This is a genomic window from Kribbella sp. VKM Ac-2571, assembly GCF_004362255.1.
Lineage (GTDB): Bacteria > Actinomycetota > Actinomycetes > Propionibacteriales > Kribbellaceae > Kribbella > Kribbella pratensis.
In genome coordinates this window covers 175748-196163 of record NZ_SNWS01000018.1, presented here as the reverse complement: position 1 = coordinate 196163, position 20416 = coordinate 175748, and the positions used below count along the sequence as shown (strand labels likewise).

General features: G+C 67.6%; 17 protein-coding genes. 8 read left to right on the top strand and 9 right to left on the bottom strand.

What is annotated here, in order from left to right; all coding sequences use genetic code 11:
* Positions 1–113 precede the first annotated feature (113 nt).
* The 3 genes from EV651_RS32955 to EV651_RS32945 all read right to left on the bottom strand — a co-directional run bounded on the left by EV651_RS32955 (position 114) and on the right by EV651_RS32945 (position 2725).
* Positions 114–1007: a hypothetical protein gene (locus EV651_RS32955; RefSeq protein WP_133789173.1), complete on the bottom strand. Its 894-nt coding sequence runs from the start codon at positions 1005–1007 to the stop codon at positions 114–116.
* A gap of 10 nt (positions 1008–1017) precedes the next feature.
* Positions 1018–1785: a L,D-transpeptidase gene (locus EV651_RS32950; protein ID WP_133789172.1), complete on the bottom strand. Its 768-nt coding sequence runs from the start codon at positions 1783–1785 to the stop codon at positions 1018–1020.
* Between the two features lie 100 nt (positions 1786–1885).
* The gene (locus EV651_RS32945) at positions 1886–2725 is read right to left on the bottom strand and encodes a polysaccharide deacetylase family protein (RefSeq protein ID WP_133789171.1); all 840 of its coding nucleotides are present in this window, start codon (positions 2723–2725) and stop codon (positions 1886–1888) included.
* Positions 2726–2778: 53 nt separating this feature from the next.
* Here EV651_RS32945 and EV651_RS32940 point away from each other — a divergent pair, with 53 nt between their 5' ends.
* Positions 2779–3141 carry a MerR family transcriptional regulator gene (locus EV651_RS32940; protein ID WP_133789170.1) on the top strand — a complete coding sequence of 121 codons (363 nt, stop codon included), beginning with the start codon at positions 2779–2781 and terminating at the stop codon, positions 3139–3141.
* On the opposite strand, the gene EV651_RS32935 is transcribed toward EV651_RS32940, so the two are convergent.
* The gene (locus EV651_RS32935; RefSeq protein ID WP_133789169.1) at positions 3138–3986 is read right to left on the bottom strand and encodes a PAC2 family protein; all 849 of its coding nucleotides are present in this window, start codon (positions 3984–3986) and stop codon (positions 3138–3140) included. The genes EV651_RS32940 and EV651_RS32935 overlap by 4 nt on opposite strands.
* 265 nt (positions 3987–4251) lie before the next feature.
* Here EV651_RS32935 and EV651_RS32930 point away from each other — a divergent pair, with 265 nt between their 5' ends.
* From EV651_RS32930 to EV651_RS32900, 7 genes are all read left to right on the top strand, one after another.
* A complete protein-coding gene (locus tag EV651_RS32930) occupies positions 4252–4905 on the top strand; it encodes an HAD family phosphatase (RefSeq protein WP_238157336.1) in 654 nt (217 codons plus the stop codon).
* A 73-nt stretch (positions 4906–4978) separates the two neighbouring features.
* Complete coding sequence (locus EV651_RS32925) at positions 4979–6547, top strand: ABC transporter substrate-binding protein (RefSeq protein WP_133789168.1); 1569 nt, start codon at positions 4979–4981, stop codon at positions 6545–6547.
* A 306-nt stretch (positions 6548–6853) separates the two neighbouring features.
* A complete protein-coding gene (locus EV651_RS32920; RefSeq protein ID WP_133789167.1) occupies positions 6854–7846 on the top strand; it encodes an ABC transporter permease in 993 nt (330 codons plus the stop codon).
* Positions 7847–7903: 57 nt separating this feature from the next.
* Complete coding sequence (locus EV651_RS32915) at positions 7904–9682, top strand: ABC transporter substrate-binding protein (RefSeq protein WP_133789166.1); 1779 nt, start codon at positions 7904–7906, stop codon at positions 9680–9682.
* A 104-nt stretch (positions 9683–9786) separates the two neighbouring features.
* Positions 9787–10800: an ABC transporter permease gene (locus tag EV651_RS32910; protein ID WP_133789165.1), complete on the top strand. Its 1014-nt coding sequence runs from the start codon at positions 9787–9789 to the stop codon at positions 10798–10800.
* Positions 10797–11870 carry an ABC transporter ATP-binding protein gene (locus tag EV651_RS32905; RefSeq protein WP_133789164.1) on the top strand — a complete coding sequence of 358 codons (1074 nt, stop codon included), beginning with the start codon at positions 10797–10799 and terminating at the stop codon, positions 11868–11870. Before EV651_RS32910 ends, EV651_RS32905 begins: the two co-directional genes overlap by 4 nt.
* A 26-nt stretch (positions 11871–11896) precedes the next feature.
* Positions 11897–12952, top strand: coding sequence for an ABC transporter ATP-binding protein (locus tag EV651_RS32900; protein ID WP_133789163.1), 1056 nt, complete (start codon positions 11897–11899; stop codon positions 12950–12952).
* On the opposite strand, the gene EV651_RS32895 is transcribed toward EV651_RS32900, so the two are convergent.
* From EV651_RS32895 to EV651_RS32875, 5 genes are all read right to left on the bottom strand, one after another.
* Complete coding sequence (locus EV651_RS32895) at positions 12953–14125, bottom strand: hypothetical protein (RefSeq protein ID WP_133789162.1); 1173 nt, start codon at positions 14123–14125, stop codon at positions 12953–12955.
* Positions 14122–14628: a SigE family RNA polymerase sigma factor gene (locus EV651_RS32890; RefSeq protein ID WP_133789161.1), complete on the bottom strand. Its 507-nt coding sequence runs from the start codon at positions 14626–14628 to the stop codon at positions 14122–14124. The genes EV651_RS32895 and EV651_RS32890 overlap by 4 nt, the downstream gene beginning before the upstream one ends.
* Positions 14629–14720: 92 nt before the next feature.
* Positions 14721–15524 (bottom strand): SGNH/GDSL hydrolase family protein, encoded by an 804-nt coding sequence (locus tag EV651_RS32885; RefSeq protein WP_133789160.1) that lies wholly within the window; start codon positions 15522–15524, stop codon positions 14721–14723.
* A complete protein-coding gene (locus EV651_RS32880; RefSeq protein WP_133789159.1) occupies positions 15521–16801 on the bottom strand; it encodes an alpha/beta hydrolase family protein in 1281 nt (426 codons plus the stop codon). The genes EV651_RS32885 and EV651_RS32880 overlap by 4 nt, the downstream gene beginning before the upstream one ends.
* A gap of 90 nt (positions 16802–16891) precedes the next feature.
* On the bottom strand, positions 16892–20359 hold the full coding sequence (locus EV651_RS32875; RefSeq protein ID WP_133789158.1) for an NACHT domain-containing NTPase: 3468 nt from the start codon (positions 20357–20359) through the stop codon (positions 16892–16894).
* Positions 20360–20416: the final 57 nt, after the last annotated feature.

Below are 20416 nucleotides of genomic sequence, written 5' to 3'. Positions count from 1 at the left end.
AAACCACGCCGAGGCGGACCCTGCCCACCCGATCCGGTCACCCGCACCCAAACCAAGCACCAGCCGCACCCACCCTCACGACGACCGACACTTTTTCAGGTCGAAGTAGCTACTCAGCCCGTGACCGGGTGGTGGGTCTTGACCGGGGTCGGGACCGGCGCGGCCGGCGGGGTGTCGACCTGGGCGGGCGCCTCGTGGGGCGGCTGCGGTTGCGGCTTGGGCTTCGGCTTCGCAGCCGGCTTGGCACAGGTCGCCGACGCCAGGTTGATGACCTCGGCCCCGCCGCCCAGGTTGATGCTCAGGCCGGTGATGGTGAACGCACCGTCCGAGTGCTTGCCCTGACTGTTGACCGTGATGCTCGCCAGCGGGTTGGACGGCAAGGACGCGCTCTGCTTCGTGCTCGGCAGCTTGACGGTCTGGCCGAGGAGCGTCAGCGAGCCGATGTCGACGCCGCCGGTGTCCCCGGAGCACCAGACGTTCAGCGAGTCGATGCCGAGCAGCGACTTCGGCGGGTTCAGGAGCAGGTTGCAGAGGTCCGGCAGGTTCTTCACCGGCAGGTCCTTGGTGCTCAGCTTCGGCAACGGCAGGCCGAGGTCGGGCAGCGCGATGTCCGGGAGCGGCAGGTTGTCCGCGCCGGTCTTCGGCAGCGTGGAGCACTGCTGCTTCAGCTCCGGCGGGATCGTCACCTGGCTCAGGATGTCCGGGCCGACCACGACGTCGAACAGTTCGACGGAGGCCGAGTCGTTGCCCGCGGTCGCCGTACCGGCCCGGACCGAGATCAGCGGGTTCTTCGGGAGCTCGAGCGCGGACGTCGTCTGCCGCTTGCCGTCCAGCGATTCGGCGTACGGCGTCTTCGGGATCGGCACCTGGCCTTCGGCGCTCACGGCGTACGCCGAGGACGGGCGGGCCGCCGCGTTACCGACGGGGGCGCTCGCGACCAGGCTGAACGTCACGACGCCCGCCACGGCCGCAGCCGTCAGCACGGTCGGAGTCAACTGTCGTCGCATCGGATTCTCCTTATTTGCTGTCGATCAGGACGAGCGTCCCGAGCGGAACCTTCTGCAGGTGGGCGAGGGCGGTTTTCGGCACCCGGACGCAGCCCGCGCTGATCGCGGCGCCGAACACGTGCGGATTCGGCCAGCCGTGGATCGCGACCGTACCAGGTCCGCCACCGAACGTGTCCAAGGTGGGACTGTGTGCACCCAACGGCAGCACAATCGGCGACGCCGAGCGCTTGTGATCGATGATCGAGCCGAGTAAGAACGTCCGCCCGGGCGGTGTCGGCGTCTTCGTCGCGCCGACCCCGGCCTTCCAGGTGCCCAGACTCCTGTTGTTCTCGAAGAGCTCGAGCGTCCGCGAGCTGGTGTGCACGCGGATCAGGTACGACGAGGTGGCCCGATCGAGCCCTTCGTCCTGGAGCCAGCCGGTGGACCGGTTGGGCTTGGAGGGCAGCAGGACCCGGACCCAGCCGTCGGTCTGCTCCACTACCGGTAGCCAGGTCGGCCCGAACTGGGTCGGGCCGATCTTGCCGAACGCGTCCGCGTCGGGGGAGCTGTAGAGCGCCGCCTCGGCGCGCGGGTGCACGACGAGCCCGGTGGTGCCGGCGAACGGCTCGGCGTCGAGCGGCGCGGTGGTGATCGTCGTCGCGGTCGTCGAGGCGGTCAGCGTGGTGAGGTCGACGGTCTCGTGCTTCTTGTTGCCGAGGATCCCGACCGCGGCGACCACGCCGAGCAGCACGAGCACGGCCAGCGCAGGAACCGAGCTACCGCCTCGCTCGTCGCGCATCCGATTGCTCCCCGTGGTCCCGGTGACGGCACGCCGTCACCCCCCCAGTAGTCCGGACGAATATAAACCCACTGGTAACAACGCGCCACACCTCGCGAGGTTACAACGCCGCGTAGTGCTCCGCGATCGCGTCGCTGGTGGTCATCCAGACGTCCGGCTGCGCGCTGATGTATTCCAGTGCGAGGTCCAGGTACTTCGCGCGGAACGCCTGCCCGATGACGAACGGGTGCAGCGCGAGCGCCATCACCCGTCCGGTGCCGGCCGACTCGTCACGCAGTACGTCGTACTGGTCCTTCACCATCTGCAGCAAGTCCGGGCCGGTCAGACCGCGGAGGAAGAGGCCCAGGTCGTTGAGCTCGACGGTGTACGGGACGCTCAGCATGCCGGGGACGTTGAGGTGGTACGGCTGGTCGTCGTTGGTCCAGTCGAGGACGTAGCGGTAGCCGAGCTCCGACAGCAGTTGCGGTGTGTTGTGGGTCTCGGTGAGGGCGGGACCCATCCAGCCCTTCGGACGCTTGCCGGTGGCGGTCTCGATGGTGTCGGTGATCTCGGTGAGGATGCGTCGTTCGTCGTCGGGCTCGTAGCCGGTGTGCAGGGTGGAGTTGGTCGAGCCGTGCGCGAGCCAGGACCAGTCCCGTTCGACGCCGGCCTTGATGATCTGCGGGTTGTGCTCGGCAACGTCCGAGTTGAGCAGCACGCTCGCGCGGACGTCGTACCGGTCGAGGATGTCGATGGTGCGCCAGATGCCGACGCGGGCGCCGTACTCGCGCCAGCCGTGGTTCAACGGATCGGGCTTGAGGTCGAGCGGCCAGATGCTGGTGGACGGCTGGTCGGGCAGGAAGTGCTCGATGTTGAGGCCGACGTAGAAGGCGACGCGCTTGCCGTCGGGCCAGGTCAGGCGGGGTCGTTCGGGAAGCGGGCTGTAGTCGTAGAGCGTCATGATTGGACGGTAAAGTCTGACATCAATGTCAGGTTCAAGTCCGGAGGTCTGTCGTGCGGATCGGGGAGCTGGCGCGTCGCACCGGCGTCAGCGAGCGGTCGTTGCGGTACTACGAGGCGCAGGGGCTGCTCGTGTCGGAGCGGACCGCGGGTGGGCAGCGTGAGTACGCCGAGCGTGCCGTCGACCGGGTGATCCTGATCCAGGAGTTGTTCGCGGCCGGGCTGCACAGCAAGAAGATCGCTCAGCTGCTGCCGTGTATGCGGGACCCGGACGGCGGCCCGAACGAGCGGGCCACGCCGGAGCTGGTCGTCGAACTGACCGCCGAGCGGGACCGCATCGACCAGATGATCGCCGACCTCGCCACGTCCCGGGCCGTCCTCGACGACGTCATCGCCACCGCGGCCCGTGAACTCTAATCGCCCGGGTGGTTCTTGTTGCGGCGTTTGAGGTAGCGCTCGAACTCGGCGGCGATCGCCTCACCGGTGGCCTCCGGGAGGTCGGCGGTGTCGCGCTGCTCCTCCAGGGACTGCACGTACTCCGCGACCTCGGGGTCCTCTTCGCTGAGCTCGTCCGCGCCGCGCTGCCAGGCCCGCGCGAGCTCCGGCAGGTCGCCTTCGGGCATCGCGAGGTCGAGGAGCGCCTCGATCTTGCTGAGCAACGCCAGTGACGCCTTCGGGCACGGCGTACCCGCGATGTAGTGCGGGATCGCGGACCAGATCGACACGGCCGGCACGCCGAGGGTGGTGCACAGGTCCGCGAACACACCGGTGATGCCGGTGGGGCCTTCGTACGTCGACGGCTCCAGGCTCCACGCCGCGCTGAGTTCCTCGTCGGACGAGGTCGCGGAGACCGGGATCGGACGGGTGTGCGGGGAGTCCGCGAGCAGGGCGCCGAGGACGACGACGAGCTGTGCGTTCGACTCGTCGACGATCTCCAGCAGCTCCCGGGAGAACGCCCGCCAGCGCATGTTCGGCTCGACGCCGCGGATCAGCAGCACGTCGCGGCCGGTGTCCTCCGGGCGGGCCAGGTAGATCCGGGTGGTCGGCCAGGTCAGGTGCCGTCCGCCCTCCTCGTCGAGGCCGACCCGGGGCCGGTTCACCTGGTAGTCGTAGTAGTCCTCGGGGTCGATCGCCGTGACGAGCTCGGCCTCCCACTCGTCGATCAGGTGGTCGACCGCTCCGGTGGCCGCCTCGGCCGCGTCGTTCCAGCCCTCGAACGCGGCGATCACGACCGGGTCCCTCAGGTTCGCGAGGTCTACCACTCGCAGGCCCCCTGTCGTCTCTGTAGTCGGCTCTGTAGCCAATCCGGTGGGTCACCGGAAACCGGACTGCCCAGCCTACGTGCTCCGCTGTGAGCGTGTGCCCGGTTTCACCCCAGGCGGAACGTGTCGCCGCACCCGCCGCACCCTGTCCCAACCCCACCGGGGAGAATGAGCACCGAGACTTTGAGAACCCACCAACCATTTTCCGAGCGCGCAAGTGGTTGGTGGGTTCTCAAAGTGAGGTGATGAGGTAGAGGAGCTGTAGTTGCCGGCCCTGCAAGCGGTGCTGTGGGACATGGACGGGACGTTGGTCGACTCCGAGAAGGTCTGGGCGGAGGTGCAGCTCGAGCTGCTGGCCGAGCTGGGTGCGACCTGGACGGTCGAGGACTGTATGACCTTGATCGGGAGCGACCTGCGCGACGCCGTCCAGGTCTGGATGGCGCGGATCCCGGAAGGCGTGATCACCGCCGAGGAGCTGGCCGACCGGATGTTCTCGGCGGTGGTGGAGGCGCTCCGCAAGGAGGTGACCTTCCAGCCGGGTGCGCTCGAGCTGCTCCAGGCGCTGCGCAAGGAAGAGATCCCGTGCGCGCTGGTGTCGGCGTCGTACCGGGTGATGATCGACGCGGTGCTCGAACACCTGCCGCCGGACCCGTTCGCCGTGATCGTGGCCGGTGACGAGGTGACGCTGGGCAAGCCGAACCCGGAGCCGTACCTGACCGGTGCGGCCAGGCTGGGTGTCGACCCGGCGAACTGCGTCGTGATCGAGGACTCGATGACCGGCACCCAGGCCGGGACGGCGGCCGGCATGTACGTCGTCGCCGTGCCGCAGTGGGTGTCGATCCCGGACGCGCCGCGACGGCTCGTGGTGAAGTCGCTGGAGCCGCTCACCCCGGAGTCCCTGCGGTCGCTGCTCCGTTGAGGAAGTACCGTCACTTGGTGCCCTCGGGGGCGTTGTCTTGTGGTGGGGTCGCGGGCTGGGGAAAGGTGAGACGGTGAGTGAGTGGGTGCGCCGGGTGTCGGCGGCCGTGGCGGTAGGCGCGCTGGGCGTGTCCCTGGCGGCCTGCGGTGAGCCGGACGACAACGCCCCGCACCCGGGGGAGCCGACGGCGAAGCTGATGCTGCTGCGGCTCGCGACCACGGACGCGATCTCGACGCTCGACCCGGCCGGGCCGTCCGACGAGGGCTCGCGGACCGTCCAGGCGAACCTGTACCAGACGCTGCTGACGATCCTGCCGGACAAGCCGACCCCGGTGCCGGACGCCGCGGACTGCCAGTTCGACTCGCCGACGACGTACACCTGCAGCCTGAAGGAGCACCTGGCCTTCCCGAACGGGCACGAGCTGACCTCGTCGGACGTGAAGTTCAGCTTCGACCGGTTGGTGCGGCTCAGGACGCCCGGGGGAGCGGCCGCACTGTTCTCCTCGGTGAAGTCGGTGAGTACGCCGGACGAGCTGACCGCGGTGTTCAACCTGACCAGCCCGGACGCGCGCCTGCCGTACCTGCTGACGACGACCGCCGCCTCGATCGTCGACGAGGAGTCGTACCCGGCGAACAAGCTGCTCGACACGAAGGCGATCGGCAGCGGGCCGTACCAGCTGGCGGGATACAAACCGGGTACCGAGGTCACGCTGACCAAGTTCCCCGGGTACCACGGTCCGCGGGCGGCGCAGAACGACGGCGTGACGATCAGCCTAATGAAGGACTCGAACGCGCTCTACCAGGCGGTCACGACCGGCAAGGCGGACCTCGCGTTCCACGGGTTCGGCCCGGGTCTGCTGGACAAGCTGCGCAAGTCCGACCAGGTCCAGGTCGTCGAGACGGGCTCCGCGGAGATCCGGCTGTTCACCTTCCAGATGAAGTCGCTCCTGGCCCGCAATCCGGCCGTACGGCGGGCCGTGGCGCAACTGATCGACCGCCCGGCGATCGCGAAGAAGGCGTACGGCGACCACGTGTCGCCGCTGTACTCGGTGGTGCCGCCCGGCTACGGCGGACAGGCCGACGCGTTCAAGACGGAGTACAAGCAGCCGAGCAGGACGGCGGCCGCGGCGATCCTCAAGGAGGCGAACATCGCCGTACCCGTGCCGCTGACGGTCGGCTGGACGCCCTCGCAGTACGGCGTCGGCGCGAAGGCCGAGGTGCTGGAGCTGAAGCGGCAGCTGGAGGCGTCCGGCTTGTTCCGGGTGACGCTGCGGGGTGCGGAATGGCCGCAGTACCAGGAGCTGACGAAGACCGGGGCGTACGACCTGTACCAGGCCGGCTGGACTCCGTCGTACCCGGATGCGGACGACTACCTGAGCCCGTTCGTGGCGATCGACGGGGAGTTCGTGAACGGCTACCGGTCGGCGGCCGCGACGAAGTTGCTGCAGCAGGAACGGACCGAGCAGAACGGCCTGAAACGCGACGACCTGATCGGGCAGCTACAGGGAGTAATCGCGCGAGAGGCGCCGGTGATCCCGAGCTGGCAGGGACGCCTCGCGGTGGTCGCCGGGAAGGATCTGGAGAACCTCAGGACGGCTCTCGATCCGCTTTCGTTCCTTTATCTGTCCGGCCTTCGAAAGTGACACAAAGATGCCATGGCAGTAACGGTTCGCAAGGTGCTGACGACCGTGGGTGCGACGCCGTGGTTTACTGCGGAAAGTCCACGATACGGGACGATTTCCTGACGATCACGATCGGGCAACGCAGCACTTTCCGCGTTTGACTCCGGGCTGTAATGGCGGCAGGTTAAGGCGGCAGCCATTCCGGATTTTGTTCCGGTTCATCCGAATCAGGCAGGGGAACTCATCACGTGAGCGAGCGGAGCGAGTGAACCAAAGAGTTCAGCAGCATCATGCTCACGCGCGAGCCGAGCGAAGCGAGGTGAGGGCGTGAGCGCACCACTCGAGGTCGAGCCGGGATCATCCTCAGCGCAACCCGAGGCGATCCTCAAAGGCGCGGGCAAGATCGAGGGCCGGTCGCTGTGGCAGATCTCCTGGATGCGGCTGAAGCGTGACAAGGTCGCGCTGGCCGGCGGCGCCGTCGTGGCGCTGCTGATCCTGGTCGCGATCTTCGCGCCGGTGGTCTGCAAACTGGTCGGTGTCACCCCGAACGATTTCCACCAGGATCTGGTGGACCCGTCGCTGCAGACCCCGATCGGCAAGCTCGGCGGCGTCAGCTGGGACCACCCGTTCGGAATCGAGCCGGTGAACGGCCGGGACATCTTCGCCCGGATCGTGTACGGCGCCCGCATCTCGCTGCTGATCGCCTTCCTGGCGACGCTGCTGTCGGTCGTGATCGGTGTCGCGATGGGGATCGTCGCCGGGTACTTCGGCGGCTGGGTGGACTCGCTGATCAGCCGCTTGATGGACATCTTCCTGGCGTTTCCGCTGGTGCTGTTCGCGCTGGCGATGGTCGGTGCGATCCCGGACCAGATCTTCGGGCTGAAGGGCAACACCCTGCGGGTCGCGCTGATCGTGTTCATCATCGGCTTCTTCAGCTGGCCGTACATCGGCCGGATCATCCGCGGCCAGACACTGTCGCTGCGGGAGCGGGAGTTCGTCGACGCGGCCCGGAGTCTCGGTGCGCGCCGCCCGTACATCCTGTTCACCGAACTGTTGCCGAACCTGATCGCGCCGATCCTGGTGTACGCGACCTTGCTGATCCCGACCAACGTCCTCTTCGAGGCCGGCCTGTCCTACCTGGGCTTCGGTGTCCGCCCGCCCACGTCGAGCTGGGGCGACATGCTGTCCGGCGCGGCGAACTGGTACCAGGTCGACCCGATGTACATGATTCCGCCCGGTTTGGCGATCTTCGTCACCGTGCTTGCGTTCAACCTGTTCGGTGACGGATTGCGCGACGCGCTCGACCCGCGATCCCGGTAGGCGTTTCGCATCAACCAGGGAGCCTGGCTCTCAACGATTGAAGGGGTGCAACAAGAGATGAGATGGAATCGCATCACGACGGTAACAGCCGTCAGTGCGGCCGTCGCCTTGAGCCTGGTGGCCTGCGGGGGACCGAAGGCTTCCTCCGGAGGGTCGGGTGGCGGCAGCAGCGCGGCGACGCCCGAGTTCGACGCGGCGAACAACAAGATCTTCAATCCGAGCGACAAAAAGGGCGGCACGCTCCGGATGGCGATCACGGAGAAGTGGGACTCCACCGACCCCGGTGACACCTACTACGGCCTGTCCTGGAACCTCGTGCGGAACTACGTCCGGCCGCTGATGACCTTCAAGTCGGCCCCGGGCAAGGAAGGCGCAAAGGTCGTGCCGGACCTTGCCGAGAAGCCGGGCGAGCCGAGCGACGACGCCAAGACCTGGACGTATCACCTCCGCAAGGGCGTCAAGTACGAGGACGGCACCGAGGTCAAGGCCAAGGACGTCATGTACGGCGTCGCCCGGTCCCTGGACAAGACCACGCTGCCGAACGGGCCGACGTACTTCAACGACTTCCTGCTGGACGTCCCGAAGGACTACAGCGTCGCCAAGGACCCGCAGATGAAGCAGTTGTCCAAGGCGATGACGACGCCGGACGACTACACCATCGTCTTCCACCTGAACAAGACGTTCGCCGGCTTCGACTACTTCGCGCAGCTGCCGTCGACGGCGGGGGTCCCGCAGGCGAAGGACACCGGCACGAAGTACCAGCTGCACCCGATCTCGAGCGGCCCGTACAAGTTCGAGAGCAACGACGCGAACAAGGGCTTCACGCTGGTCCGCAACGACCAGTACGACCCGGCGACCGACCCGGACTCGGGCCGCAAGGCGCTGCCGGACAAGATCACCGTCGCCTACAACGTGAACGGCGCGGACATCGACAACCGGCTGCAGGCCGGTGACCTCGACGTCGACATCGCCGGTACCGGCGTGCTGGCCGAGACCCAGGCCAAGGTCCTGGCCGACCCGAAGCTGAAGGCGCACACCGACAACGTGCTGTCCACGCGCCTGAACTTCACTGTGTTCAACAGCCAGGTCAAGCCGCTGGACAACGTCGACTGCCGCAAGGCGATCCTGTACGCCGCCGACCACGAGGGCTACCAGCGCGCGTACGGCGGTCCGATCGGTGGCGACATCGCGACGAATCTGATGCCGCCGACGGTCGTGGGCGCGCAGAAGTTCGACGACTACGGCTTCGAGCAGGACAAGAACGGCAATCCGGCGAAGGCCAAGGAAGCGCTGACGAAGTGCGGTATGCCGAACGGCTTCAGCACCAACATCGCCTACCGTGCGGACCGGCCGAAGGAGAAGGCGGTCGCCGAGTCGCTGCAGCAGTCGCTGGCCAAGGTCGGCATCAAGCTGACGCCGAAGGGCTTCCCGACCGGTGACTACACCAAGCTGTACGCCGGCAAGCCGGACTACGCGAAGGCCAACGGCCTGGGCATGATCGTCTACAGCTGGGGTGCGGACTGGCCGGACGGTTTCGGCTTCCTCAGCCAGATCGTCGACAGCCGGGTCATCCGGGCCGCGGGTGGCAACACCAACCTGGGGATCCGGATCCCGGAGGTCGACCAGCTGATCGACAAGGCGCTGGCGACCACCGACGACGCGGCCCGCAACCAGATCTGGGTGGACGTCGACAAGAAGGTCATGGAGCAGGCCGGCGTGCTGCCGGGTATCTGGGCCAAGGGTCTGCTGTACCGCCCGGACACGCTCGCGAACGTGTTCAGCAACGACGGTCAGAACATGTACGACTACGCGAGCATCGGACTCGCACAGAAGTAGTAGTCGGCAGTCAGTTGCCCTGACCAACAATCACCAGTAGAGGTAGGTGAAGGCTGAGGGTGGCCGGTGATCAGCGATGATCACCGGCCACCACGCCGAGCACGGTGTTCGCATATCTAGTTCGCCGGGTGATCGGAGCAGTACTCCTGCTCCTCATCGTCACGGCCGTCACGTTCGCGATCTTCTTCCTCGTCCCGAGACTCGGCGGTGCCACCGCCGACGACCTGGCCGGGCGCTACGTCGGCAAGAGCGCGGGGCAGGAGCAGATCCACAACACGGCGGTCCGGCTCGGCTTCACCGACCCTCTCTACGTGCAGTACGGCCGATTCGTGAAAGGCATCGTGGTCGGCCAGGACTACAACTACGGCACCGGAACCGAGCGTTGCCCGGCGCCGTGCTTCGGCTACTCGTTCCTGACCCAGCAGCCGGTCTGGCCGGACCTGGTCGCGCGAATACCGGTGACAGCCTCGCTCGCGGGCGGGGCGGCCTTCATCTGGCTCCTGACCGGTGTCGGGACCGGTGTCGTCTCGGCACTGAGACGTGGGTCGGTGCTGGACCGATCACTCATGTCGGTGGCGCTGGCGGGTGTCTCGCTGCCGATCTTCTTCACCGGCCTGCTGTCGCTGTCGATCTTCAGTTACGGCCTCGGCTGGACCCAGCAGGGCGGCATCAACCCGCTCGACGAGACGAACCCGTTGTGGTGGGCGTACGACCTGATCCTCCCGTGGGTCACGTTGGCCTTCCTGTACGCCGCGGCGTACGCGCGACTCACCCGGGCCGGCATGCTCGAGACGATGAACGAGGACTACGTCCGGACCGCCCGCGCCAAGGGACTCACCGAGCGGACCGTGGTGCTGCGGCACGGGCTGCGGTCGGCGCTGACGCCGATCCTGACGATCTTCGGCCTCGACCTCGGCCTGCTGATGGGCGGCGCGATCCTCACCGAGACCACGTTCTCGCTGCCCGGCATCGGTCAGTACGCCGTGATCGCGCTGCGGGCCAACGACCTGCCGAAGGTGCTCGGCGTGACCCTGGTCGCCGCGTTCTTCATCGTGCTGGCGAACCTTGTCGTTGACCTCCTGTACGCCGTCGTCGACCCGAGGGTGCGAATCTCGTGAGTGAGCCGATCGAAGAAGTCCAGGACGCCCCGGGGCAGCGGGTGGAGCGCGGCGAGGCGTTCCTCGACGTTCGCGACCTGAAGGTGCACTTCCCGACCGACGACGGTGTGGTGAAGTCCGTCGACGGCGTCTCGTTCAAACTCGAGCGTGGCAAGACCCTCGGTATCGTGGGCGAGTCGGGCTCGGGGAAGAGCGTGACGAGTCTGTCGATCATGGGTCTGCACCCGCCGGGTGTGGCCAGGATCAGCGGCCAGATCTTCCTCGACGGCCAGGACCTGGTGTCGTCGAGCCGTGAAGAGGTGCGGCTGCTCCGCGGCAAGCGGATGGCGATGATCTTCCAGGACCCGCTGTCCGCGATGCACCCGTTCTACACCGTCGGGCGGCAGATCATCGAGGCCTACCAGGTGCACAACCAGGTGAGCAAACAGGTCGCGCGCAAGCACGCGATCGAGATGCTCGACCGGGTCGGCATCCCGCAGCCCGACCGCCGGGTGGACGCGTACCCGCACCAGTTCTCCGGCGGTATGCGGCAGCGCGCGATGATCGCGATGGCGCTGTCCTGCGACCCGGACCTGCTGATCGCCGACGAGCCGACCACGGCCCTCGACGTCACCGTGCAGGCGCAGATCCTGGACCTGATCCGGGACCTGCAGCGCGAGTTCAACTCCGCGGTCATCATCATCACCCACGACCTCGGTGTGGTCGCCGAGCTGGCCGACGACATCCAGGTGATGTACGCCGGCCGCGCGGCCGAGTACGGCACCGCGGAGGACATCTTCGACCGCCCGCAGCACCCGTACACCTGGGGTCTGCTCGGCTCGATGCCGAGGATCGACCGGGAGCGCTCCGAGCGGCTGATCCCGATCAAGGGCACACCGCCGAGCCTGATCAACGTGCCGAGCGGCTGCGCGTTCAACCCGCGCTGCAACTACGCGCACCTGAACGACGGGCTCAGCCAGACCGAGCGGCCCGAGCTGCTCGACACCGGTAACGGCCACCTGGTCGCCTGCCATCTCTCCCCGCAGAACCGCCGGCAGGCGTGGGAGACCGACATCAAGCCGAAGCTGTGAACGGGACCGGAAATGGGACGCGGACTGTGACTACTGCTGACACCGAATCGACTCCCGTCGTTCCCAAGATCGGCGAGGAGATCCTGTCGGTCGACGGCCTCGTCAAGCACTTCCCGATCCGCAAGGGCGTCCTGCAGCGCCAGGTCGGCGCGGTGCAGGCGGTCGACGGCCTGACGTTCAACGTGACCCGCGGCGAGACCCTGTCGCTGGTGGGGGAGTCCGGCTGCGGCAAGACCACGACCGGACGGTTGCTGACCCGGCTGCTCGCCCCCACCTCGGGCAAGATCGTGTTCGAGGGGCGGGACATCAGTCACCTCAGCGAGGGGCGGATGCGTCCGCTGCGTCGCGACGTACAGATGATCTTCCAGGACCCCTACGGTTCGCTGAACCCGCGGCACACGGTCGGCAAGATCGTCGGCGCGCCGTTCCGGCTGCAGCACGTGAAGACCGAGCACGGCGTCAAGCGGGCAGTGCAGGAGCTGCTCGAGCTGGTCGGTCTGAGCCCGGAGCACTACAACCGGTATCCGCACGAGTTCTCCGGCGGTCAGCGGCAGCGCATCGGGATCGCGCGCACGCTGGCGCTGCGGCCGAAGCTGATCGTCGCCGACGAGCCGGTGTCCGCGCTGGACGTGTCGATCCAGGCCCAGGTCGTGAACCTGCTGGAGGACCTGCAGGAAGAGTTCGACCTGACGTACGTGATGATCGCGCACGACCTGTCCGTCGTACGGCATGTGTCGGACCGGGTCGCGGTCATGTACCTCGGCAAGATCGTCGAGCTGGCCGACCGGGTCGACCTGTACGAGAAGCCGATGCACCCGTACACGGTCGCGCTGTTGTCCGCCGTACCGGTGCCGGACACCAAGCGGAAGGGCAAGCAGGAGCGGATCCGGCTGCAGGGCGACGTCCCCAGCCCGATCAACCCGCCGCCCGCGTGCCGCTTCCACACCCGCTGCTGGAAGGCGCAGGAGATCTGCAAGACCCAGGAACCCCCGCTGGTCGAACTGAAGCCGGGCCACCAGACCGCCTGCCACTTCCCGGAAAACGTGGACCAGCCTGCCGCCACGGCGGATTCGGCCGGCTGATCACTCGGCCAGGTCGATGATCGGCGTGCCGGTGGGTAGGGCGAACGGCGTTGTTCGTGGTGCGGTCTTGCTGAAGGTCCAGGTGGAGAAGTTTCGCGCGACGACGGTGAGGGCGCTCGTCCGTGCGTTGTAGGTGATCAGACTGACCACGTCCACGAGGCTTCCGGGTCGGACACCGACAGCGCTGAAGGTCGTTTCGTCGAGCCATTGGCCGAAGCGGTAGACCCCGTACTGGCGGGGCATTGCCGCGGCGCGGGTGGCGGTCACACCGAACAGATTCATTCCGGCCCAGCGCGGCCAGGCGCCCGGCTGCGCGTCGTCGGGCTGGGTCACGAGGTACCTGCCGTCGGGTGACAGGAACGCCTGCTGGCCGGAGAACCTCGCGGGCGCGGTTGCGGACACCGTCTTCGCGACGGCCAGGCTCACGGCGGGTGGACGCTGCTCGAGCGGTTGCTGGAACACGATCTGCCCGGCCGCCACCGCGCGGACCGCGTTCGTCGGCACCTTCGCGAGCAGCTCGCCCCGGTTCGCCCGGATGTCCCAGCGGTACGGGCCGTCGACCGTGTCGAAGTACGCCGTCCCGCCGTCGATCGCGATGATCCGCGAGCGGAACACGAGGCTGATGTTCGGCGGGATCTTGTTACCGACTGCCGTCCGCACGAGTTCCCGGCCCGTGGCGACGTCGTACACCACTGACTCGTTGTGGTCGTTGAAACCCTCGACCCATCCGACCAGGTTGCCGCGGAAGTCGGCGGCCAGCTCCCAGCTGCTCTTGCCCAGGCTCCGCACGCCGGACCGGTCGGCCACGTGGATCGCGTTCTCGGCGTTGAGGAACACGAAGCCCGCGTCGGTCTGGACGAATGCGGTCACCGTGTGCGGGGCCACCGAGATGACCTCGGAGCCGTAGTGGATCTCGTTGCCCAGTGCATAGGTCGCGCGGCGTTGTGTGAACGGCCCGGGCCGGGCCGGCTGGGGTTGTTCGTTGCGGGGCCTCAGCACACTCGCTCCGCCGACGGCCACGGCCGCGGTCGCGACGGCACCGCCGAGGATGCCGAGCGTACGGCGGCGCGCGGCCCGGTGGTTGCCGGCCGCAATGATGCCGTCGAGGTCGAGCGGCGGCGGCTCGGTGCCGGCGGCACGTTCGGCCAGCGTGTCCCTGAGGAGGTCGTTCATTCGGTGATCCCTGCCTTCAGCACGACGTCGGAGCCCAGGCGGGTCCGGAGCTTCTTCAGTGCGTCGGAGACCTGGCTCTTCACGGTCCCGACGCTGCAGCCGAGGATCTCGGCGGTTTGCGGTTCGGTGAGGTCTTCGTAGTACCGCAGCACCAGTGCGGCGCGCTGCCGCGGCGGGAGCTTCTGCAGTTCGCGCCACAGCCAGACCCGGGCGGTCGCGTCGTCGGTGCTGACGGGCTGATCGGGTACGTCGTCGTACGGCCGCTCCGCCCGCCAGGACTTGCGGCGCCACCAGCCGATCGCGGTGGTCGTGATCACGCGGCGCGTGTAAGCCTCGGCGTTGTTCGGATCGCGCAGGCGGTGCCAGCCGACGTACGTCTTGACCAGCGCCTCCTGGACGAGATCCTCGGCGAGGCCGCGCTCGCTCGTCAGCAGGTACGCGTACCGGAAGAGCGCGCCGTGCCTGCTGGTCGCGAACTCGGCGAACGCAGTCGCCTCGGCCATCTGTCCCCCTTTGGGTCTGTTGAGGGGGTGTCTGATGGTTCCACGCCGTAGCGAGGAGGTGCTCGGTGCGGCGTGGAACCATCAGACACCCCCTACCCTCCCTGACGTGGGGACGTAGGCAAAGGGTTGGGCGTTGCAGCAAGAAGCAGCCGGGCGATGAGCGCGTGACCGGCCGAGTCCGGGTGGTCACCGTCGGAGGCCAGCAGCGCGGTGATGTCGGTGCTGTTCTCGAACGGCGTGTAGATGTCGACGTACGTCGCGTCGTCGGCCCGTGCCGCGGCGGCGATCGCGGTGTTCGTGCGGATCGTGAGCTGGTCGCTGGCGATCCTCCCGCTGGGGGTGTACTGCTGCTTGGCCACGTCGCCGTCCTTGAAGACGTTCCAGTAGCCGGTCACCAGGATCGTCGTCGGCAGATCGCCGCGGAGAGCGTGCACGCGGCTCAGGATCCGGCCGAGATTGGTGGTCAGCTGCTCGTACTCGTCGGACACGCAGTCGCCGGTGCACTGCCCGCTGGTGACGTCGTCGTGATGGTCGCCGAAGTCGTTCGCGCCGATCGTGAGCAGTACGACGTTCGCGGTTTTCGTGGCCTGCTCGACGGGGGAGTTGCGCAGGTCGAGCTCCTGGAGCAGACCGGTCGAGTCGAGGCCCGCGACGCCTTGGTTGTCGACCGTGACCGGTACGGCGGAGCGGTTGTGGAGCAGGTCGCCGTACAGCTGAGGGAAGGCGGTGCAGTCGCAGTTGGAACCGGAGGTGACCGAGTCGCCGAGGGCCACCACCCGGACCGGGCCTGCGGCAGGTGGTGGGAGGACCTCGCTGACCATCGCGGCGCCGGTGACCGCGCTGACGAACGCGAGCACGAGCAGGCCGGCGGCGAGCCGTCGGAGTGTGTGGATCACGCCGGTTTGGTGTGGCTCCCGTCGTGCTGCGGAAGGACGAGCTGGTTCACGAGCCAAGGATAGGCCGACGCGAACGCGGGCGCGGCGAACTGCCACACGTGCGTGCCGGGGGAGATCTCGACCCGGGACCAGATGCCCACCTTGGCGCCGGCCGTGGACAGTTCCTCCGCCTCGTGCTGGTGACGCAGCTCCGCGGTGCTGGTCAGGAACAGGCCGTTGACGCCTCGGTACTTGCCGTGGGCACGCATCACCAGCAGCGGTTCGTTGGCCTTCTCGAGCGCCACGTTGCCGCCGTACAGATCGTGCAGGCTGCCGGCGGGCGTCGTCGTGTACGGCGCGAGGTCCCCGGAGATGTCGATGAAGTGGTCGAACACGCCCGGGTGCTCGACGACCAGGTCGAGGGCGCAGGTGCCGCCCATCGAGAAGCCGGCGACGGCCCACTGGCTCGGGTTGGTGGAGGCGCCGAACGTCTTCTCGACGTACCGCGGGATGTCCTCGTCGAGATGGTCGGCGGAGTTGCCCCGCGGCCCGTTCACGCACTCGGTGTCGTTGTCGAACTTCGCGATCGGGTCGGTGAAGACCAGGATCGGCGCGTACCCGTGGTGCCGGTGCGCGTACGCGTCGGACACCTGGACGGCGTTGCCGAGCCGCACCCAGTCACCCGGGCCGCCGCGCTCGCCACCGATCAACTCGACCACCGGGAGCGCCTGCCGGTGCGCGAACCAGATCGGCGGCAGGTACACCAATTCTTGCCGATGAGCGAAGTGGCTGTACGTCGCGGGAATGTCCACCGCGACCAGCCGCCCGGCCGAGGGAACCTTCGCCGAGCGTGCATCGTGCGCCAGCCCCGACATCGACACCTGACCCGGCAGCGGAGCGTTACGCCAGTCGTTCACCGCGGAGTCGATCGTGGGGTAGTACCCGACGAACTGGTTGATCCCGTTGGCACACACCAGGGCTGCCAGCGCCGCGGCGACCACCGCCGTACCCCGCCGCCACCACCGAGCACTTCGCCACCCCACCCCCAGCACGATCAGCGCCCCCACAGCCACCCCGAACCACAACCACACCACAAACGGCAACGGATCCGTCAGCCCGACGAGCTTCGCCCCCGGGTACGCCGCCACGAGCGTCACCAACGCGGCCCCGACCACCGCCAGCGGCACCACCTGCCCCCGCCACCGCCGATCCCGCCACCCCACCGCAACCAGCACCATCCCGACGGCAACCGCATCCAGCACCACCGGAAACCATCCCCCAAGCAGCGATACCCTCATCCAACCCTCCGAACCTGAGCAGACCCAAACCGCAGACGCCCAACCACGGCGGATGGTTGGCACGCCGCCCCAGGCCCTCTCAGCGGCTACTCAGGTTCGGACGAGAGCCCGCAGGACCTCGAGCGGATCGTCGCCTTGTTTCAGGGGCACTGCCCGGCCCTCCAGATAGAGCCCGATGAAGTCGTCCACGTCCTCCGGCCACGTTTCCACAAGGAAAAGCATGTCCTCGGGAGCAATGCTGGCGAGAATCGATCCTTCGAGGTTGTCGAAGATCCTCAGGACGGGCTGTCGGGGCGTCCAGTGCGGAGGCTGCTCGAGTCGCAGGTAGGTGACGAACTCCGGCGCGAAGTAGGTGTGCGCACAGGAGGCCGGCGTTTGCGCCAATTCGCGGTCGATGTCGAGTCGCATCTCTCGCAGTTGCTCCTGCACGGCGCCGGAGGCCCGCTGCTCGGCATACCAGAGCATGGCGACGACTGTCGGCGCGATGGGCGATGGAACTGCGCGAATGTGGTCCTCGAGCCCGGGTATCGCGTTGAGCACGCTCGGGTGGCAGACCGCAGTGGCTGCAAACTCGACCTGGTAGCCGGTGTTCTCGGGCGGTGGGAACGCGTGGGTGAGCAACTCCGTGACCTCCTCGACCGGCAGATCCCCAGCGGCCCGGGAGAGCAAGATCGAGATCGCTCGCTTGACGTTGCTGTTCACGTCTGTTCGGCCCGACAAGATGGTGAGCAGGTTCTGGTACCACGCGTGGTCGTACGGGAGTGGACGACCGAAATGCGGCGTACCCGAGGCTGCGAAATGAATGACCGCCACCTGCTGGATGGCAGCGAGATCTGCCTCCCGCCACGGATCCCACGGGTCGTCGACAACCTGAGTCGCGAGGGCGCCGACCACGAGTCTCGCCTTGTGCGTTTGGTCACCCAGTAGCTCCGCCTCGTTGACGAGGACGTCGTGCGTGGAGTCGAGGCGGAGACACAGCCTCAAATTCCACCAGGGAGGCGGCTCCTCAGAGGCCTCCACGCCCAGTGTGCTCATCACGCTGAACCAGGCCGCATTGTCGAGGCCGGCGCGCCAGAGATGTACCAGCGGGCGCCAGCGGTCGGCTGCATCGGAGCCGACGAGGTCATGTACGGGGACCGGTTCGGCGTCGAGGAGAATGCGGAGCATCGTGAGGTTGGCGGTGTAGCTGGCTCGGTGGCGTACGGGGTCGTAGGGGAGTGGCACGTAGAGCTGGTCGCCGGTGTCCGGGCGGGTGAGTTCGCGGCGTAGCAGTTCGCTGATGGTGGCTCGGAGTGAAGGGTGTTGTTCCTCGGGGAGTCGCTCTGCCAGCTCGGCGATGAAGAGTCGGACGGGGCCGCGGGTGCTGAGGGGCTGATGGCTCAGGAGGCGGCGCAGGAGGGTGTCGTCGAGGGCGGTTGGCTGTGGGCTGAGCGAGGCGGTTTCGAGGTCGCGGTGGCGCATGAGCTGGACGAGGAGTTCGACGACGAGTTCGGCGACCAGGAACTCGCCGAAGGTGGCGTGGAGGAACTCGTAGGCGCTGCGTTGTTCGCGGTCGGCTCGAGGGTTGTGGACGAACATGAAATCGCCGAGGACGCGGTCGGCCGCGGTCAACGGCTGGATTCCCGGCGGCGCGACGGCGGGCGGTTCGAGGGCGGCCAGGTCAGCGTTCAGTTCGATATCGGTGATGTGTTGCCGCCCGCGGTTGAACATGCCGATCGCGGCGTATTGCAGCTGCCGGCGTTGCTGACGCTGCAGCAGCTTCTGCTCGGGCTCGGAAGCCTCCGGTGCGGTCTTCTCGGTGATCTGGCGGGTGATGAAGCGGTCCATGATCCGCTGGTAGAGCTCGCTCTGCGTCAGGTCGGCGCCGCCCAGCTGATTGGTGCCGAGCTCGGCCAGGTAGACCGCGAGCATGAGCAACAGCAGCGGCTGGCTGCTCAGCTCGGCGATCTCGTCGGAGACCGTCATCTCCTCGATCTCCAGCGGGACGAACGTGGCGGCCCCGGCGTGCGCCGCGTTCCAGGCGGTGAGCCACTGCTCGATCCTCGGCCTGTCGAACTCCCGCAGCTTGATCATCGGGGTGTCCGCGGCGATCTCGGCGCGGTCCGCGACGACGGTCCGGGACGTGACGATGACCGAGGTCGGCGTACCCAGGGTTCTGGCCCGTTTCTGGAAGTCCTCGACCTTCGACAGGTACGCCGACTGGGTGACACCGGTGGCCTGGACGAGTTCGTCGAAGCCGTCGAGCAGTACGACGAGATGACACCGGTGCGGGCACACACTCGCATCGCCGCAGAACTCGCAGGCGCCGCATTCCTGCCGCAGTTCGTCGAGGTCGGCGTTCGGCCGTTGGAGCGTCCGCTGCAGCTCCTTGTTGATCTGAAGCGTCAGGTCGTCGTCAGGATTGACTGATCGGAGCGGTACGCGGACGACCGCGAACGCGTCTTCCGGCAGCTGTGCCGCCAGGACCTCCGTGAGCAACGACTTACCGGCGCCGGGGTGGCCGAGCAGGAGCAACGGCCGCCGGGCGCCTTCGGGGCTCGCCAGGTAGCTCGCGAGGTACTCGACCAGCGACGAATGCTCCGGCTGTTCCGACCACCAGGCCTCGTCGGAGGGTCGCGATCGATCGTCCGCAACCGCGTAGTGGAAGGTCGGCTCGACGAACCCATCCCGCACCGGAGGTGACGCGACGGACTGTGTACGGGAGCGCAGCAGCGGCTCGTCCAGGACCTCACGGGCCGCCAGCGCCAGCTTCTCGCGGTAGCTGTTCCGCGCTGCGGGTCGGCCCGGCATCACCATCGCGAGCATCGTCCGAAGCTCACCGAGCGCCGCTTCCTGTACGCCGGCCTGCGCGCGGATCAGCTCGCGAGTGCCGGAGAATTCGTTCAGCGTCACCCACAGACTGAACGGCGCGGAGTTGCTGAGCTCGAGCAGCCGGCTCCTGTACAGCGAGGCCGCCCGTTCGACGATTGCCTCCTTCAGCCCCGCAGATGGCACTGGTTCCAGCCGGCTCCAGGCCTCGAGTCCAGTGAAGAAATCGAGGCAACGTCGCCCGAGCCGCTGGTAGTACGGCTTGAGATTGCGGTCGATGTTCTCCTCGAGCCCGAGCTCCGGTGACGACAGTGGTACAACGACATCGAACAGGTCGTCGGATCCGGTTCCAGGTACCGCGAGCAGGTGGCGGCGCTCCTGGTCGGTGAGCCCGAGTTCGCGATACTTCGGGCCGATGATCTGGGGCAGCGCGTCGAAGAACGACGAGACGGCCGTGATCGTGTGCGCGGCTACGACGAGGTCAAGCTGGTTCTTGTCCTTGGTGCCGCGGAGGCGCTTGGTCACGTTCGTCACGAGGGCGTCGAGCAGGCTCACCGCCTCGTTCTTCGGGTCGACCAGCGACAGCCAGGCCGCTGCGGTGAGCCCGGCAACAGGTCCACCCGCAAGCGTCGCGGCACCGGCTCCGACGAAGATCGCCGTACCGAAGAATCTCTCGAAGGCGGATCGGTTCCGGGCGTCGATGTCGAGGACGGACAGCGCACCCCGGAAGGTGTACGGCGACAGAGCCACAGGCGGAAGCTCCTCGGAGTGGATCGGACGCGGAAGAACAACCTACCGCCGTCGCTG

Coding starts and splice junctions, on each gene's coding strand:
- EV651_RS32955 (WP_133789173.1), bottom strand. CDS start 1,007: ATGCGACGACAGTTGACTCCGACCGTGCTGACGGCTGCGGCCGTGGCG.
- EV651_RS32950 (WP_133789172.1), bottom strand. CDS start 1,785: ATGCGCGACGAGCGAGGCGGTAGCTCGGTTCCTGCGCTGGCCGTGCTC.
- EV651_RS32945 (WP_133789171.1), bottom strand. CDS start 2,725: ATGACGCTCTACGACTACAGCCCGCTTCCCGAACGACCCCGCCTGACC.
- EV651_RS32915 (WP_133789166.1), top strand. CDS start 7,904: ATGAGATGGAATCGCATCACGACGGTAACAGCCGTCAGTGCGGCCGTC.
- EV651_RS32895 (WP_133789162.1), bottom strand. CDS start 14,125: ATGAACGACCTCCTCAGGGACACGCTGGCCGAACGTGCCGCCGGCACC.
- EV651_RS32890 (WP_133789161.1), bottom strand. CDS start 14,628: ATGGCCGAGGCGACTGCGTTCGCCGAGTTCGCGACCAGCAGGCACGGC.
- EV651_RS32880 (WP_133789159.1), bottom strand. CDS start 16,801: ATGAGGGTATCGCTGCTTGGGGGATGGTTTCCGGTGGTGCTGGATGCG.